This window comes from Ligilactobacillus salivarius, from assembly GCF_035231985.1.
In the GTDB taxonomy this organism is placed as follows: Bacteria; Bacillota; Bacilli; order Lactobacillales; family Lactobacillaceae; genus Ligilactobacillus; species Ligilactobacillus salivarius.
Window position 1 is genome coordinate 307,453 of the sequence record NZ_CP117983.1, and the last position, 18,053, is coordinate 325,505.

Here is an 18,053-nt window from a genome sequence, read left to right on the forward strand (position 1 = left end):
GTGAGAGTTATGGAAAACAAGACTATTTTAGAAGATTATGAAAAAATTTTAGGTAACAAGAAATTAACGAATGGACAGGAAAAAGCCTTATTATCGGCGATTAATTTGTTTGCTAAGCAGGGGTATGATGCAACATCAACAGCACAAATTGCAAAAAATGCAGGTATCAGTGAAGCAACCATTTTTAAATATTATTCAACTAAGGAAAAGTTACTGTTAGAAATCATAAACCTAATTACGACTGAACTTTTTCCAAAATTCCAACGTAAATTTTTTAGTGAAGTAAATGAGGTAAGTGATAAATCATTAAAAGAAATTGTAACTTTTATCGTGATTAATCGATTTGAATTCATGAAGAAAAATCATCAGATACTAAGAATCTTTATCCAAGAAAGTCTAACAAAAATTAAAATTAGACAAATGGTATCAGAAGGATTTGTTGAAGCTATAAAAAGTAATCAGGAAATATTTACGGAATTTAGGAAACTAGTAGGTAGCAAACATCCAGATTATGATGCAATAGTATTGGTTAGAATAATAACGGGGCCAATGATAGCATACTTTTTACAACGATTTATTTTTGCCCCTAATGCCCCTTGTGATGAAAAAAGAGATCTAGATCTGATTATAACTCAAATATTAAGTGGTTTAGAATAAAAAAAGATTGAAGTAATGAGGCTTCAATCTTTTTTATCATGGTTTGGTTAAATCCTGTGAAAAGTATTTTTGCGATAAGTCTATAATGTCATTACCATCTTTTAACTTATCTAAAGCTTGGTTTAGTTTAGTATTCCTCTTATCAGTAATTCCCACTAATTGTTGCGAGGTGATTCGAGGATCTTTTATGCGTGTTAAAGTCAGCTTAGGTAAATCAGATTTCTTGGTAGAATTAAGTGCTTGTAAATAAGCAGAAGTCAATTCAGGATGTTTATTAAGATAAGCTGTATATTCATAGTCTGTGAGGATACCAGCTTTTATTTTTTTATTTTCCAATGCCTTCATTAATGAAGATATACTGTTATAGACTTTAGGTTTCATTTGTAGGTTTGTTAAAAGTTGATGTTGGTTACCATTAGCTAGAATACCTACTTTTTTATTTTGTAAATCTTCAACAGATGAAATATGGCGATGTGTGCCAGTAAACAAGACATTTTGTGGATATAAATAGGTGTTAGTTGTGATCAATTTAGACGAAAGTGTAGTCTTATCAAATTGTCCTAAAGCAAGATCAATTTGATGCTCACTAACTAGTTTTTGTAATTTTTTGCGATCTGAAACCTTAACGAATTTGATATTAGTATCCATTTCTTGAGCGATTTTTTTACTTAGCTCTACTTCAAAACCAGTTACTTTTTTATTAGTCAGATAGCTATAAGGTTTATTATCAGCTAAAATACCGACTTTTAAAGTATCAGCAGAAATATGTGTAGGTGCTGAAATTAATATAACCAAGGAGAGAATGATCCCTGATAATATAGAAATAAGAACTTTTTTCAAAATAATTCCCCTTAATCGAATATTTTATTTATCTATTATATAATAGATGATGTCTAATGTTTAGAAAGGTGCGAAAAAGATGGAAGGTTTTAAAAAATATTATAAAAAAAGTTGGTCTGAACGACTTGAGGTACTTGAAAAACAAGAAATTTTGTCACAGGAAGATATTGATAGATTAAAGTCACAAGCAATAGATGTTAGTTTAGGAGAGACTCAAATTGAGAATTTTATAACACAGTATTTATTGCCAGAAGGGTTAGCTTTAAATTATGTGATTAATGGTAAAGAATATTTGATTCCTATGGTAACTGAAGAACCTTCCGTGATAGCAGCAAGTAGCCATGGGGCAGGTATTGTAAAAAAGTCGGGAGGATTTAAAGCATCTGTAAAGCAAAGATTGATGCTAGGACAAGTCATTGTTGAAAAAATTGAAGATGTTGATAAATTCGAAGATGATATCTTAAAAAACGAAGATGAATTGTTAGAAATTGCCAACCAAGCTCATCCATCTATTGTTAGACGTGGTGGAGGAGCAAGATGGATAAGAGTACGTAAATTAGATAAGAGTATTGTCTCGATAGATTTAGCAGTAGATGTTCAAGAAGCTATGGGAGCTAACATGTTAAATACAATGCTTGAAGCAATTGCAGCTACGATTAGAGAGAAGTACGAACAAGATGTAGTTATGAGTATCCTATCTAATTATGCAACTGAATGTCTAGCAACGGCTATATGTGATATTCCAGTTGCTTCATTGACTAAAAATGGAATGTCAGGAGAAAAGATTGCTGAGAAAATTGCCCAAGCAAGCTATATTGCACAAATCGATCCGTATCGTGCTACAACACATAATAAGGGAATTATGAATGGAATTGATGGAGTAGTTATCGCAAGTGGTAATGATTGGCGCGCAATTGAAGCTGGAGCTCATGCATATGCTGCCAAAGATGGTAACTATCGAGGTTTAAGCACTTGGAAAGTTATTGGAGACACATTGCATGGTGAAATTACTTTACCACTACCACTTGGATCTGTTGGGGGATCAATAGGGATCGTTCCTTTAGTAAAGGTTAACCATAAATTGTTAGAAATAGAGAATGCAATTGAATTAGAAAAAGTTGTTGCATCAGTAGGGTTAGGTCAAAATTTGGCTGCATTATATGCTTTGGTAACAGAAGGAATTCAAAAGGGACATATGCGTCTACAGTTGAAATCATTGGTAAGTTCAATTGGGGCAACTGAAGAAGAAATACCATTGGTTGTATCTGAATTAGAGAAGTTAAATAAGCGAGATATGAGTACAGCTAAAGAAATTTTGGATAATTTAAGAAATGAGGGGAAATAATGACAGAAGAAATTAACTTCAGTGAAGCTACTAAAAGTTTAATGAAGAAAATTGAGGAAATTTTTCCTGAAGGTGTAGGAATTAATGTAAAAAAAGATTCTAAATTAGGATATGTTCGCCATGACCAGGCTCAACAATATTTACGTGGTGGACAGTTGATGATTGATATATATGATATGACACGTCCTGACTATACTGTAGCCCATGAATTACTTCACTTTTTACACATGTTTAATGGAGCACCACAAATTTCATTTAATTTAACAACTAAAAAGAAAGACTTAGATACTAAGTTCATGGCAACAGGATTGGAATTGTACGATATTGTAATGCACGACTATGTCTATCGTGAACAAGCAGAACTCGGAATGATGACAGATGAAATCAAAGAATTATATTTTAAAGGCGTTCTTTCAGTTTTAAAACCAGAACAAGGAGAGCGCGATCAGTGGATGGTTTTAAGAATTTTAACCTTACTTGATACCTTATTATTCTTTAAAGATGAGCAAGATTCTATTAAGGACAAATTAATGGAACTTTATCCAATTTCATTTGAGGCTGCGCAAAGACTATACGAAATTTTAATTGAAAGAAGTTTGGATTCTGCTTTTGCAATTCGAAGAACAGTTGTTAAGTTATTTAAAGCTTTTGATGATGAATTGAGTAAGTTGGGAATGGTACCGATGAATATGACAGAATTCGCTACTTTATCAGTTGTTTTAAGTGAAAGACAAATGAGATTGCAAGTTCGCCAATTATTTAATATTGTTCATTCTCCATTAGATGATAATTTAACATTTAAGTCAGCTTACGTTGGTCAATGGAAAAATGATGGACAAAATTCATTTGTATTAGCTGATCCAGGTAAAGATTCCGCTAAGAAATTTGTTGAATATTATAATATGAAAGTAACAGATTTCTTAGATTCAATTGGGATTGAATATTTAAAGCGTTAATTAAGATTAACTAACTAAAATCAAGGGTTTATATGCTATACTAAATCTAGCAAATATTTTTAGATCTAATTGAGATAAATTAATAAGGAGAGTTGATTCGTCTATGGGTGAAAAACCAACATTTTATATTACAACTCCAATTTACTATCCATCTGGTAAATTGCACATTGGAAATTCATATACAACAATCGCTTGTGATGTGTTAGCACGTTACAAACGACTTCAAGGTTACGACGTATTCTTTTTAACAGGTACAGATGAACATGGGTTGAAAATTGAGCAAAAGGCTCAAGCATTAGGAATGCAACCACAAGAATACGTAGATAAGATGGCTGCTGATATTAAAGAACTTTGGAAAAAGCTAGAAATAACAAATGATAAGTTTATCCGTACAACTGATGATTATCATGAAAAAGCTGTTCAAAATATCTTTGAAAAATTATTGGCAAAAGGTGATATCTACTTAGGTAAATATCGTGGATGGTATTCAGTATCTGATGAAGAATATTTCACAGAATCACAATTAGCAGAAGTTTACCGTGATGAAGATGGAAACATGATTGGCGGTAAGGCTCCATCTGGACATGAAGTGCAACTTGTTGAAGAAGATTGCTACTTCTTTAAGATGAGTAAATATGCTGATAGATTAGTAAAATACTATGAAGAACATCCAGACTTTATAATTCCTGATACTAGAAAGAATGAAATGTTAAACAACTTCATTAAACCAGGACTCGAAGATTTGGCCTTAACTCGTACAAGTTTCAATTGGGGTGTTAAAGTTCCTTCTAATCCAGAGCATGTAGTTTATGTATGGATTGATGCTTTATGTAACTATATTACTGCTTTAGGATATGAAACTGGTGACGATGATAGTCTATTTAAGAAATACTGGCCTGCAGATGTCCACATGGTAGGTAAAGAAATCGTTCGTTTCCACACTATTTACTGGCCAATCATTTTAATGGCTTTAGATTTACCTTTACCAAAACATATTATTGGTCATGGTTGGTTATTAATGCGTGACGGTAAGATGTCAAAATCTAAGGGAAATGTTGTCTATCCAGAAATGATAGTTGAACGTTATGGTTTAGATGCATTGCGCTACTACTTAATGAGAGCCGTTCCTTTTGGAAACGATGGTGTATTTACACCTGAAGACTTTATCGGTAAGATTAATTTTGATTTAGCTAATGACTTAGGTAACTTATTAAATCGTACAGTTGCGATGATTAACAAGTACCGTGGTGGTCAAATTCCTGAATTGAAATCTGGAGTAACTGCTTTTGATAAAGATTTAGAAGACGTGGCTGCTAATACTATCAAGAATTTTGAAGAACAAATGGATAGTGTTCATTTCTCCAATGCTTTAGATGAAGTTTGGAAATTAGTTGCTCGTTCTAATAAATATATTGATGAAACAGAACCTTGGATTTTAGCTAAGGATGAAACTAAGAAGGATGAATTAGATAGTGTGTTAGCTCACTTAGCAGCTTCATTACGTTTAGTTGCAATCTTGATTCAACCTGTCATGACTCACACACCTAAGGAAATTTTTGCACAATTAGGCTTAAATAGTGATGATATGGCAATTCAAGGTGTTTCATACTTTGACCTACCTGCAGGTGCACAAGTAGTAGCTAAAGGGACTCCTATCTTCCCACGTTTAGATGTAGAAGAAGAACAAGAATATATTAAGTCTAAGATGACTAAGAATGAAAAGGCTAAGGGTCGTAAAGCTATGGCTGAAAAAGCTAAAGAAAACTGGGATCCTGAAAATACAACTTTAGTTTTGACTAAGGACGAAATCAAATTTGATAAGTTTGATAAAGTTGAATTGAAAGTTGCTGAAATTAAAGAAGTGTCTAAAGTTGAAGGTGCTGATAAGCTTTTGAAATTCAGATTGGATGCAGGCGATGAAGGTGACCGACAAATTCTTTCTGGAATTGCTCAATGGTATCCAAATCCAGAAGAACTAGTTGGAAAGAAAGTTATTGCTGTAACTAACTTGAAGCCTCGTAAGATGAGAGGCGAAGTTAGCCAAGGAATGTTGTTGTCAGCAGAATTTGGTGAAACAGTTCAATTAATTACAGTTTCAGAAAATATTCCAAATGGTTCATTAGTAGGATAATGATTCAAGAAACACTAATTTGTAATTTAATTTACAAGTTAGTGTTTTTTTGTTTGCTGAAAATAATGCTAGTAAATAAAAAAGTGTGTTAAGATTGTAGAAGTAAAATAGAAGACTATGAGAGGAATTTAAAGTGGAAATATTTGATTCGCATACACATATTAATTCACATGAATTTGATAATGATATTCCTGACGTAATAGAAAGAGCCAAGGCACTTGATGTCACTAAAATGTTGGTTATTGGATATGATGACGATAGTAGAAAAAAATTACAAGAAATTATTCAAGAATATCCTCATATTTATGGTGCGGTAGGGTGTCATCCTGAAGATGCATTAAATTACAATGCAGAGTATGAACAAGAATTAAGAAAATATTTGGAATTAGAAAAGTTTGTTGCTGTGGGAGAAATAGGTTTGGATTATTATCATGATTCCCCTAAAAAAGTACAACATGAAGTATTTGAAAAGCAAATAGCTTTGGCCCAAGAGCTTAAATTACCAATAAGTGTGCATAATCGCGATGCATTTGAAGATTGTTATGCAATTTTAAAGAATATGAACATTCAAAAAAATGGCGGAATTATGCACAGTTTTAATGGTGATACCACTTGGGCTGAGAAATTCTTGGACTTAGGTATGGAATTGTCATATAGTGGAGTAGTAACTTTCAAGAGTGCTAAGGAAGTTCAAGAATCAATGATGATGACACCATTGGAGCATATGTTAGTTGAAACTGATGCACCTTACTTAACTCCAATGCCATATAGAAATAGAATGAATGAACCAGCGATGACAAGATATACACTTGAATTTATTGCAGAAAAAAGAGAAATTTCAAGTGAAGAATTAGCTGAAATAACAAGAAAAAATACAGAAAGAGTTTTAAAGATTAATGAATGAGAACGACAAAATGAAGATAAAAGAAGTAATTGTTGTTGAAGGAAAAGATGATACAAAACGAATTCAAATGGCAGTTAATGCTGATACTTTAGAAACAAGAGGATCGGCAATAAGTGACGAAACTTTAGATCAAATTGAAGATTTATATGATAAACGTGGAGTAATTGTTTTTACAGATCCTGATTTTTCTGGAGAAAAGATACGTAAGATAATTACAGAAGCTGTTCCAGGGGTAAAACATGCATTTTTGACAAAGCATGATGCAGCTCCTAGTCATAAAGGTAGTTTAGGTGTAGAACATGCTAGTCCTGAAGCGATAAGAGAGGCACTTGCCCATCTATATACAGAAGTACCTGATGGAGAGCCACTAATCTCAAGGGAAGATTTAGCAGTAGCGGGATTAACATCTGGACCACAAGCTAAAGAATATCGCAGAAGATTAGGTGAATATTTAAGAATAGGCTATACAAATGGGAAACAATTGTATAAGCGCTTGAAATTATTCCAAATAACACCAGATGAGTTTAAAAAAGCACTAGAATATATAAAGAATGAAGATAACTATTAAGAGGTGAAATAATGGCAAACGAATTACCTGAAATTGCTAATCCAACACGAACAAGAGCAATTATGGAAACATATGGATTGACCTTTAAGAAAAGTCTAGGTCAGAATTTCCTAACAGATATTAATATTTTAAAAAATATTGTAGCTGCAGCAGAAGTCAGTGAGGAAGATAATGTAATTGAAATTGGACCAGGAATTGGGGCTTTAACAGAGCAATTAGCAAAAAGAGCTAACAAAGTTATGGCATTGGAAATTGATGATAGATTACTACCAGTTTTGGCAGATACTTTATCGCCATATGAAAATGTTGAAGTGGTCCATCAAGATATTTTAAAAGCAGACTTGAAGGCATTGATAGCTGAACATTTTGAAACAGGTCATAAGTTAAAATTAGTTGCTAATTTGCCATATTACATTACTACACCTATTTTGATGCACTTATTGGATTCAGGAATTGAATTTGAAACAATTGTAGTAATGATGCAAAAAGAAGTGGCTGAAAGATTAGCTGCAAATCCAGGAACAAAGGCATATGGTTCTTTATCTGTTGCGGTTCAATATGAAATGGATTCAGAAATTGCATTTATTGTTCCTAAGACAGTCTTTGTTCCACAACCTAATGTGGATTCTGCAATTATTGTTTTGAATAAAAAGAAAGTTAAGCCTAAAGAACCACAGGATGAAAGACATTTTAAGAAATTAGTTAAGGGTAGCTTTATGCATAGAAGAAAGAGTTTATGGAATAATCTTCAAAGCCTTTACGGAAAAGATCCTGAAACTAAAGAAAAAATGTTACAAGCCTTGGAAGCTGCAGATGTTAAACAATCTATAAGAGCTGAAAAATTAACAGTAGCTGACTTTATAAATTTATCAGATGCTCTAGTGAAAATGGAGATTAATTAGAATAATAGCTTGAGTCTAAAACTAAAATGTGATAAAATTGATTATTTTGATTAGCTATGGTATACTATCTTTCAAAGAGGTGGACATATGCCAATTACAATAACAAGCATTAAGGCTAAGTTGGATGGCAAAATTGGTGAACCACTAACTATAACCTCACGACTTGGACGTAAGAAGTCAAAAACTAAACATGGTGTCTTGCGTGAAACTTTTCCTTCGGTTTTTATAATCGAGTTAAATCATGATGAAAATGCAGTTGAAAGAGTATCTTATAGTTATACCGATATTTTGACTAAGAACATTGAGTTGAATTTTGGTTAAGATGACATCCAAAAAAGAGATAGAGAATATTGATAAATAATAGGGTTGGGATTTTATCCCAGCCTTTTTTACAGAACAAATGCGGGTGATGGGGTGTGAAAAAAATAATTTTAAAGATAGTATTGATTATTTTACTTGTATTAGTAGGATTTCAAATTACAAGTCTATTACCTAGTAAAAACAAACCATTGAGAGAAGATAAGTTACTCAATGATATAAATTATAGTGATACACCAACTTTATTGATTCCAGGTTGGGCAGGAAATAAGTGGACATATAATCGTATGATAGATACATATCAAGATGAAAATGTTGCACAAAAAACAATGACAATCCATGTTAGCCCAACAGGAAAAGTAAAAGTACATGGAACTGTAAAAAATAAGAAAAATGCGATGATACAAGTTTTGTTTGATTGGAATTATACTGCTAGTTACCGACCACAAACAAAATGGTTAACTAATGTAATGCTGATTTTACATGATAAATATCATATAAATAAAATGAATGTAATAGCCCATTCTTGGGGTGGCAGTGCTTGGTTGCATGCCTTAGCTGGATCTAGTAAACTTCAAAAAGAGATAAAGTTTTCTCGAGTAATATTATTAGGTGTTCCAGTAGAGGAGAGCTTTGATGATATTAGTTATAAAAAAGCTAAGAAAATTCACTCAACTGATGGAAATTATCAAAAATTAGTAGCGCAAACTAAGTATTTGAGACTTAGAGCGAAGATAAAGTTCTATAATTTCCTAGGTGAGATAAAAAACGAGAATACTGATGGTTCGGTACCACATGTACAATCAGAATTTCTTCAGAAAATAGTAAATCCTAAATGGGCCTATTATAGCCAGATGACTTTTGAAGATACAAGTCATTCAGGTTTGCATAGCGATGAAAAAGTTTTAAAGGAAATAGAACAAATATTGTGGGAAAAAGAAAAATAAGGGGGATGTAAGATGAACCTTCCTGAATTTGGTGTAGAAGCCTGGTTAAATAAGTGGGAAAAAAGTGCTAAATATGATATATCTCAAAGTTCAATTGATTCTTTAACATTAGAAGAATTAATTGGTTTAGATGGTACAAAGGTGGAGGATTTTTTTGCTCAACATAGTACTGATAAATTAAATTATGGTTGGATTGAAGGATCACCTGAATTTAAAGAATTAGTAGCAGAGCTATATCAAAATATGCCTGCCGATAATATTTTGCAGACTAATGGTGCAACTGGTGCTAACATGTTAGCAATATATGCTTTAGTTGAAGCTGGGGATGAAGTGATTTCGATGATTCCTTCATATCAACAATTATATGATATTCCTCGCTCTTTAGGAGCTAAGGTGAAATTGTTGAACTTGGATGAGAAACAAGACTGGAGTTTTAAAATAGATGAATTGAAGGAATTGGTAACTCCTAAAACTAAATTAATCTGCTTAAACAATGCCAATAATCCGACTGGAACAGTGTTTGACACTGATTTTATGGAAGAAGTTGTTAAAATCGCTAAAGAAGTGGATGCATATATATTAGTTGATGAAGTATACATGCCTTTAAATAAAGATAGAAAATTTGTTTCGATAGTTGATATGTATGATAAGGGAATTGCTACAAACTCTTTATCAAAGACATTTTCTTTACCTGGATTAAGAATAGGTTGGACAGCATCAAATAAAGAAGTAGCGGATATATTTAGAAAGTTCCGTGATTACACAGTTATTTGTGGTGGTGTATTAAATGATGCTTTGGCAGTCCATGCACTGAGAAATAGGGATAAAATTCTACAAAGGAATGAAGAAATCGTCAAGAATAACTTAGAAATAGTAGAAAATTGGTTAAAAACAGAGCCTCGAGTAAGTTGGTGCACACCACATTCAGTTTCTACATCATTTATAAAGCTAGATATTCCCCAAGATGATTATTCATTTTGTGAAGATTTGTTGAGAGAAAAAGGTGTTTTGTTAGTTCCGGGAACTGCATTTGATAGACCACAACATGCAAGATTAGGATACTGTTGTAATCCTAAGATTCTACAACAAGGTTTAGAGAAGTTATCAGAATATTTGAGAAAATTTGACTAATAATTACTAACACTTAATTTGCAGGAAGGAAAGTGGTGTCAAAGTGAATAGAATAGCTAGAAGAGAATTGATGGAGCAACTTTTTGCTGATAATAAGATAACAACTCAAGAGCAATTGCAACAATTATTGCGTGCTGAAGGAGTTGAGGTTACACAAGCTACAATTTCAAGAGATATGAGAATTTTGAATATTGTAAAAGTAAGTGACCAAAATGGAAATACATATTATAAGCAAATGAAGGTAGAGGGAGAAAAAAATTACGAACGTCTATTTCAAGAAATTAATGATAATGTATTAGGAATCCAACGAATAAACTTTATTAATTTAATTAGAACAACTGTAAATTCAAGTTACGCAAATATTTTAGCTGCGAAGTTAGATGACCTAGAGTTAGCTGAGATTGCAGGAACCTTGGCGGGAAATGATACAGTAGTTGTATTCAGTAAAAATGAAGAAGATGCAGAAATTGTTTATAAAATGATCTATGAACATATGGATGATGACTTGAAATAATAGCAAATAAATAGGTTTGGCGAAGATGCCAAACCTATTTATTTTGTCGTTAACGAGTCTAACGCTCTGACAAGATAAACTTCCTTACAAAAACCACGTAAACTATTATAAATGTGAGTAGCACGAGATTTTTTTTGAGAAATACCAAAGACAGTTGGACCAGAACCACTCATCTGAGCAGCATCAGCTCCAAATTGTAACATTTTGTCTTTGATTTTAATAATGTCAGGGCATTTTTTCATAGTAATGGGTTCCAATGCATTCCCCATATGGCGACACATTTTATCAAAATTTTGTTGCTTAATTGCGGACACAACATTTTGAACTTCTTGATGATTTAAGTGTTGTTCATGAATTTGTCGCAATATTGTAGGAGTTGAAACACTAGCTTGAGGTTTAGCAATGACTAACCACATTGGTGGAAGTGGACCTATTGGAGTGATTTTTTCACCACGTCCAGTTACTAAGGCAGGTTCGCTATATACACAAAATGGAACATCAGAGTCGATTGTAAGAGCTAATTTTGCTAACTCCTCACGTGACATATTTAAATTCCAAATTTTATTTAAACCTCTTAAAACTGCAGCCGCATCAGCAGATCCACCACCCATACCTGCAGAAACAGGGATGTGTTTATCAATCTCTATTTCCACGCCTTCTGGTTTGTCCAATTTAGATTGCAGAAGCTTTGCTGCTTGGTAAGCTAAATTTCGTTGATCACAAGGTAAAAAGCCGGTATTAGTTTGTACAGTTATCTCTTTGCTGTTAGGAATAGTTTTAATATGAACATAATCAGATAAGTCGATTGCTGTCATAACCATACGCCATTCGGGCTCGCCATCTTGATGACGGAAAGGGGTATCAAGACTTAGATTAAGTTTGGCAGGGGCTTTTTCCGAAATTTCCATAGTCTCACCTAGTTTCTAATCAGTAATTATTACTTTATATTATACTTAGGAAAAATGAATTTTAAAAGTTAAATTACTTAAATAGAAAATAAGGAAAAGAATAGAATAATTTTAATGTTTTATGTTATAAAAAGTTACATATATCTAAAAATAAAGTTGATTTTATTTATTCTGATGTTATAATTTTTGACATCAAAGGCATAGGAGGGCTTTTTATGATTAATCAGGCAAACACAGCTTTTGTTCTCATTTCGACAATATTGGTATTCTTTATGACTCCTGGTTTAGCATTTTTCTATGGGGGATTGGTTTCTAAAAAGAATGTCGTTAATACTATGTTTTCTGTTTTTGTTATTAGTGGCTTAGCAATTCTACTCTTTGTTTCTGTAGGTTATGTAATTTGTTTTGGTAAAGATGTATCTGGGATATTTGGTTGGGGGCATAGTTTCTTTCTAAGTAGATATGAATTAACGAAGATGTATTCTAAAAGTTTAGGTATTGATAATGGTACATATCTAGTATTTCAAATGATGTTTTCGATTATTACCCCAGCACTTTTTGTTGGAGCTGTTGTTGGGAGAATGAGATTTAACTTTTTGATTTTGTTTGTATCGTTATGGTCAATTTTTGTATATTATTCAATGGTACATATGGTTTGGAGTCCTGATGGTTTATTAGGGAAAATTGGAATGCTGGATTTTGCTGGTGGAACAGTTGTACATATTAATGCAGGTATAACTGCATTGGTGATATCTATATTTCTAGGACCTAGAATTAAATATAATATTGAAAACAGCGAACACTATAATTTACCTTGGGTATTACTTGGAACAAGTATACTTTGGATAGGGTGGTATGGTTTTAATGTTGGTTCAGCTTTAGGAATAGATAAAGTAGCCATTCAAGCTTTCTTAACAACTACGGTTTCCACTGGTGCTTCCTTAATAGCGTGGATGATATTGGATCTTAAATTTCATTCCAAACCATCGTTAGTAGGGATTTGTACAGGAGCATTATGTGGTTTAGTTGGAATAACTCCTGCAGCAGCATATGTTTCGACTTTAGGAGCAATCATAATAGGAGTTTTGTGCAGTATTGTAAGTTTTATTTTTGTAGAAAAAATAAAGCCAAAACTTAAATATGATGATCCGCTAGATGCCTTTGGATGTCATGGAATTTCAGGGATTTTAGGTTCGATTTTAACAGGCGTGTTTGCGAATAAAGCAATAAACTCAAACATTTCTGAGAGTGGATTATTATATGGTGGGGTGCACTTGTTTTTAATTCAAGTTTTAGGAACTGTTTGTACAATTGTTTTTGTAATTATTTTATCTACGATTTTAGTAGTTTGTTGCAAAAAATTAGTTAAGATGAGAGTTACAAGTGAAGAAGAATTGATTGGCTTAGATAAAGTTGAACATAATGAAAAGGTAGATTCTTATGTGAAGAGCGATGTTTCTGACGTTAGGAGATATCGTGCCGAATTTAGAGGGCAATTATCTAAGTTTGAAAAAAGAAGATAACCATAATAAAAAGCAGCAAGTTCGTCTTGCTGCTTTTTTCATGAAAAAAGATTATAAATTAAGTTGTTTTTTAGCGTTTTTAATTTGTAGTTTTACTTGATCAAAACCAGTACCACCAAGTGAATGGCGACGTTGAACTGCAACTTTAGATTGTAGGAATTGGTAAATATCCTCACCAATTTCGCTGTTAATTTCTTTGTATTTTTCAAGAGGAATATCCGATAAAGTTGTATTATTTTCAATTCCTTCAAATACTAATTGTCCTACGATAGCATGAGCTTTTCTAAATGGGATACCTTTAGTTGCAAGATAATCGGCTAATTCAGTAGCGTTAGAAAAGTCATGTTCAGTTGCATGTAGCATCTTATCTTTATTAACAGTTAGTGTATCTAACATACCAGCAAAAATCTTTAGACTAGGAATAACAGTTTTAACTGCATCAAAGACTCCTTCTTTATCTTCTTGCAAGTCTTTGTTGTAGGCTAAAGGCAAACTCTTCATAGTTGCGAGTAGAGCAGTTAGATGCCCATAAACACGGCCAGATTTTCCACGAATAAGTTCGGCCATATCAGGATTTTTCTTTTGAGGCATGATTGAAGAACCAGTAGAATATTTATCTGATAATTCAATATAGCCGAATTCGTATGAGCACCAGAGAATAATTTCTTCACAAAAACGTGATAAGTGCATCATGAGAATTGAGGCGTTACTTAGAAATTCTAGGACAAAATCACGATCGGAAACAGCATCTAAAGAATTAGCATAAATATTATCGAAGTCTAATTCTTTGGCGGTAAATTCTCTATCAATAGGGAAAGTTGTACCAGCTAATGCTGCGGCTCCTAACGGTGAAATGTTAGTATGCTTTTTATTGAATTCGAAACGTTCAATATCTCTTTGGAACATTTGATAATATGCCATGAGGTAATGACCATAAGAAATAGGTTGAGCATGTTGCAAATGTGTATAACCAGGCATAACAGTTTCAACATTTTCTTCGGCTTTCTTTACAATAACTTTTTGGAGATTTTTAATTTCATCGATCACGATTTCTAAACGATTTTTTAAATATAAATGTAGGTCAGTAGCTACCTGATCATTACGACTTCTAGCAGTATGAAGCTTTCCAGCAACATCGCCAATTTCTTGAGTTAGAAGGGACTCCATATTCATATGAATATCTTCTAGTTCAGTAGAAAAAGTCAATTCTCCATTAGCTAATTTGTCTTGTAAAATATGCAAACCAGCGATGATTTTATCAGCATCATCAGCAGATAAAATATTAGTATGTTTCAACATTTTTACGTGTGCTAATGAGCCTTCTAAATCTTCATAAGCCATGTGCTTATCAAATGAGATTGAAGCACCGAATTCATCAACTAACTTACTGGAACCTTCTTGGAAACGTCCACCCCACATTTTTTTAATCGCCATAGATCATTTATCTCCTTTACTAATTACTTATTGTTTTTCTCATTTTGTTGCATAACTTCAGCATAAACTTGTGTTGGTAATCCCCATAATTTGATGAAACCAGCTGCAGCTTCTTGGTCGAATTGATCAGCAGAAGTATAAGTAGCCAATTCTTCGGAATATAGAGAGTTAGGGGATTTTCTACCTTCGCAAATAACATTGCCTTTGAATAATTTAACTCTAACGACACCATTAACCACTTTTTGAGTTTCTGCTAAGAATGCTTGAATAGCGTCCATTAAAGGTGAGAACCAAAGACCATTGTAAATTAATTCGCTCAATTTTTGTTCAATAATTGGTTTGAAATGAGCTAAATCTCTTTCATGAGTTAAATCTTCCATATCCTTATGTGCAGCCAAAAGTACAGTTGCTGCTGGGCATTCATAAACTTCTCTTGATTTAATACCAACAAGTCTATTTTCAACATGGTCAATTCTACCAATACCATGTTTACCAGCTAATTTATCAAGTTTCATGATAAGTTCTTCAAGTGGTAATTCTTCACCATCTAGCTTAGTTGGAACACCTTTGTCAAAAGTAATTTCAATAACATCAGGTGTGTCAGGGGTATCTTCTAAGGCAACTGTTCTATCGTAAGCATCAGCAGGTGCGGATTGCCATGGATCTTCTAAAATGCCACATTCATTTGCTCTACCCCAAAGGTTTTCGTCGATAGAGTATGGACTCTTCTTAGAGATAGGAACGGGAATGCCATTTTCTTTAGCGTATTCAATTTCTTCTTCTCTGGACCAATGTAAATCTCTGATAGGATCTTCTATTTTCATTTCAGGCACTAATGCATGGATTCCAACTTCAAAACGAACTTGATCATTTCCTTTACCAGTACATCCATGTGCAATAGCTGTTGCACCATGTTCTTTAGCAACTTCAACAAGTTTCTTTACAATTAAAGGACGAGATAAAGCAGATACTAAAGGATATTTATTTTCATAGTAAGCATGACCTTGTAATGCTGGAAGAACGTATTCTTCTGCAAATTCATGCTTAGCATCAATAACGATTGATTCAACTGCACCGACTTTTAAGCCTTTTTCCTTAATAGCTTCTAAATCTTTTCCTTCACCGACATCGATACAACATGCAATAACGTCATAATCTTTATTCTTTAACCAAGCAATTTCAACTGATGTATCTAAACCGCCAGAATATGCTAAAACAACTTTTTCTTTTTCCATGTAAATTCCTCTTTTCATAAAATTAAAATATTCATAATCTATTCATTGACTACACTATACATGTATTTTTAATAAAAATCAATAAAAAGTGTAAAAATAATCAAAAATATTCATTTTTAATCACTTTTATGTATTAAATATACATATAAGTGTATGGCGGATGATGTGATTTATAAAATTAAATGTGAAAATAATTAATTTTAATGTTGACTTTTTAATCTTACATGAGTATATTATAGGTATTCAATTTGCTGAGGAGATTTTATTATGAGATCAGAAATTAAAAATCAACTAAAATTGAATAATTCTTATTTTTACTTTCGCTTTTGGAAGCAGTGATTGTATTCACAGAAATGCGGGTACAAGCACTGAGCAGGAATTAAATGTTTGTACCTGTGAGTTCTAAGCGAAAGCTATTTTGTAGCACAGATAATTAGATCTCGCAGATTAATCTGAGGGATAGCTAATTATCTTAATTAACCTAAGATAACTAAATTTAGAGAATAGTAGCCCTCGAGGATTAAACATCTTCGGGGGCTTTTTTTTGAAAGGAAGATCCAATATGGTAGATTTAACAAAATATATGAAGAAAGAATTAGAATTAGTTAAGCCATCTGAAATTTTGGCATTTGCTCAATATAGTAGCAAAATTCCGGATATTACAAAATTCACAGTAGGGGAACCAGACTTTAATACACCAGAGCACATTAAAGAAGCTGCTATTGCGGGGGTTAAAGCCAACCATTCTCACTATGCTCCTTCAAATGGAACGCTTGGTTTAAGAAAAGCTGCAGCTAATTTCTTAAAAGAAAGATATGGATTGAAATATAATCCTGAAAATGAAGTGATTGTAACAAATGGTGCAACTGAAGCTATTTATACAGCTTTGACTTCAGTATTGAATCCTGGGGACAAAGTTGTAGTACCAACTCCAATTTTCCCATTATATATTGCTGATGCTTTATTAGTAGGTGCAGAACCAATTCTTGTTGATACATCTAAGAATGAATTTAAATTATCAGCTGACATGTTAAAAGAGGTGTTAGATGAACATGGTGATGATGTCAGAGTAGTAGTCTTAAATTATCCTTCTAATCCAACTGGTGTTACATATAGTCAAGAAGAATTGGATGAACTAGCTGATGTTATACGTGATAAACCAATTTTTGCTTTGTGCGATGAAATATATAGCGAATTATGTTATGACCAAGAACATGCATCATTAGCTAAAAGTCTACGTGAACAAGCAATTGTATTGAATGGTGTATCTAAATCCCATGCAATGACTGGATATCGAATTGGTATTATGACTGCACCTGCAGAGATAACAAAAGAATTATCTAAGATTCATCAATTTACAATTACTACAACAACAGCGATTGCTCAAGATGCAGCCCAAGAAGCCTTTGAAAATGGCTTGAATGATAGTCAAGAAATGAAGAAAGAATATCAAGCAAGACGTGATTATCTATATTCAAACTTAACTAAATTAGGATTTGAATGTGCTAAGCCTCAAGGAGCGTTCTATATTTTCGCAAAAATTCCAGCTGGTTTAGAACAAGATGATAAGAAGTTTATTTATGACTTAGTCGAAAAAGCAAAAGTAGCAGTAACTGCTGGCTCTTTCTTCGGTAAAGGTGGAGAACACTATATCCGTTTAAGCTATGCAACAAGCATGGAAGAAATAAAAAAAGGCGTGGCTCGAATTGCCAAGTATGTTGAAGAAGAAAGTAAATAAAA

At 32.9% G+C, this 18,053-nt stretch carries 17 protein-coding genes; 13 read left to right on the top strand and 4 right to left on the bottom strand.

Features of this window, described 5'->3' with window-relative positions:
- Window positions 1–9 precede the first annotated feature (9 nt).
- Window positions 10–657 carry a TetR/AcrR family transcriptional regulator gene (locus tag PTA89_RS01275; protein ID WP_268857705.1) on the top strand — a complete coding sequence of 216 codons (648 nt, stop codon included), beginning with the start codon at window positions 10–12 and terminating at the stop codon, window positions 655–657.
- Between the two features lie 36 nt (window positions 658–693).
- On the opposite strand, the gene PTA89_RS01280 is transcribed toward PTA89_RS01275, so the two are convergent.
- A complete protein-coding gene (locus tag PTA89_RS01280) occupies window positions 694–1,497 on the bottom strand; it encodes a substrate-binding periplasmic protein (RefSeq protein WP_268857706.1) in 804 nt (267 codons plus the stop codon).
- 79 nt (window positions 1,498–1,576) lie between these two features.
- On the opposite strand from PTA89_RS01280, the gene PTA89_RS01285 reads away from it, so the two are divergent.
- The 10 genes from PTA89_RS01285 to PTA89_RS01330 all read left to right on the top strand — a co-directional run bounded on the left by PTA89_RS01285 (window position 1,577) and on the right by PTA89_RS01330 (window position 11,213).
- Complete coding sequence (locus PTA89_RS01285) at window positions 1,577–2,842, top strand: hydroxymethylglutaryl-CoA reductase, degradative (RefSeq protein WP_081561251.1); 1,266 nt, start codon at window positions 1,577–1,579, stop codon at window positions 2,840–2,842.
- Window positions 2,842–3,798 carry an IpaB/EvcA family protein gene (locus PTA89_RS01290; protein ID WP_147759547.1) on the top strand — a complete coding sequence of 319 codons (957 nt, stop codon included), beginning with the start codon at window positions 2,842–2,844 and terminating at the stop codon, window positions 3,796–3,798. The genes PTA89_RS01285 and PTA89_RS01290 overlap by 1 nt, the downstream gene beginning before the upstream one ends.
- A 103-nt stretch (window positions 3,799–3,901) precedes the next feature.
- A complete protein-coding gene (metG, locus tag PTA89_RS01295) occupies window positions 3,902–5,929 on the top strand; it encodes a methionine--tRNA ligase (RefSeq protein ID WP_014568129.1) in 2,028 nt (675 codons plus the stop codon).
- 133 nt (window positions 5,930–6,062) lie between these two features.
- Window positions 6,063–6,833 carry a TatD family hydrolase gene (locus PTA89_RS01300; RefSeq protein WP_069468680.1) on the top strand — a complete coding sequence of 257 codons (771 nt, stop codon included), beginning with the start codon at window positions 6,063–6,065 and terminating at the stop codon, window positions 6,831–6,833.
- Between the two features lie 10 nt (window positions 6,834–6,843).
- Window positions 6,844–7,401: a ribonuclease M5 gene (gene rnmV / locus PTA89_RS01305; protein WP_080767637.1), complete on the top strand. Its 558-nt coding sequence runs from the start codon at window positions 6,844–6,846 to the stop codon at window positions 7,399–7,401.
- A gap of 11 nt (window positions 7,402–7,412) precedes the next feature.
- Window positions 7,413–8,303, top strand: a complete 891-nt coding sequence (gene rsmA / locus PTA89_RS01310) for a 16S rRNA (adenine(1518)-N(6)/adenine(1519)-N(6))-dimethyltransferase RsmA (protein WP_324177266.1) — start codon at window positions 7,413–7,415, stop codon at window positions 8,301–8,303.
- Between the two features lie 87 nt (window positions 8,304–8,390).
- The gene (locus PTA89_RS01315) at window positions 8,391–8,624 is read left to right on the top strand and encodes a Veg family protein (RefSeq protein WP_003704867.1); all 234 of its coding nucleotides are present in this window, start codon (window positions 8,391–8,393) and stop codon (window positions 8,622–8,624) included.
- Window positions 8,625–8,719: 95 nt separating this feature from the next.
- Entirely contained in the window at window positions 8,720–9,568 is an 849-nt protein-coding gene (locus tag PTA89_RS01320; RefSeq protein ID WP_011475603.1) for an alpha/beta hydrolase, read from the top strand.
- Between the two features lie 12 nt (window positions 9,569–9,580).
- A complete protein-coding gene (locus tag PTA89_RS01325; RefSeq protein WP_003707040.1) occupies window positions 9,581–10,699 on the top strand; it encodes an aminotransferase in 1,119 nt (372 codons plus the stop codon).
- Between the two features lie 43 nt (window positions 10,700–10,742).
- Window positions 10,743–11,213: an arginine repressor gene (locus PTA89_RS01330; RefSeq protein WP_003702207.1), complete on the top strand. Its 471-nt coding sequence runs from the start codon at window positions 10,743–10,745 to the stop codon at window positions 11,211–11,213.
- A gap of 38 nt (window positions 11,214–11,251) precedes the next feature.
- Here PTA89_RS01330 and ispE read toward each other — a convergent pair whose 3' ends face one another.
- Window positions 11,252–12,121, bottom strand: a complete 870-nt coding sequence (gene ispE, locus PTA89_RS01335; RefSeq protein WP_003699663.1) for a 4-(cytidine 5'-diphospho)-2-C-methyl-D-erythritol kinase — start codon at window positions 12,119–12,121, stop codon at window positions 11,252–11,254.
- A 215-nt stretch (window positions 12,122–12,336) separates the two neighbouring features.
- Between ispE and PTA89_RS01340 the strand changes: the two genes are divergently transcribed.
- The gene (locus PTA89_RS01340; RefSeq protein ID WP_324177267.1) at window positions 12,337–13,644 is read left to right on the top strand and encodes an ammonium transporter; all 1,308 of its coding nucleotides are present in this window, start codon (window positions 12,337–12,339) and stop codon (window positions 13,642–13,644) included.
- Window positions 13,645–13,695: 51 nt separating this feature from the next.
- Here the strand turns inward: PTA89_RS01340 and argH are convergent, their stop codons facing one another.
- Entirely contained in the window at window positions 13,696–15,078 is a 1,383-nt protein-coding gene (argH, locus tag PTA89_RS01345) for an argininosuccinate lyase (RefSeq protein WP_003701659.1), read from the bottom strand.
- A gap of 23 nt (window positions 15,079–15,101) precedes the next feature.
- Window positions 15,102–16,313 carry an argininosuccinate synthase gene (locus PTA89_RS01350; RefSeq protein ID WP_324177268.1) on the bottom strand — a complete coding sequence of 404 codons (1,212 nt, stop codon included), beginning with the start codon at window positions 16,311–16,313 and terminating at the stop codon, window positions 15,102–15,104.
- A gap of 562 nt (window positions 16,314–16,875) precedes the next feature.
- Between PTA89_RS01350 and PTA89_RS01355 the strand changes: the two genes are divergently transcribed.
- A complete protein-coding gene (locus PTA89_RS01355) occupies window positions 16,876–18,051 on the top strand; it encodes an aminotransferase class I/II-fold pyridoxal phosphate-dependent enzyme (RefSeq protein WP_324177269.1) in 1,176 nt (391 codons plus the stop codon).
- Window positions 18,052–18,053 lie beyond the last annotated feature (2 nt).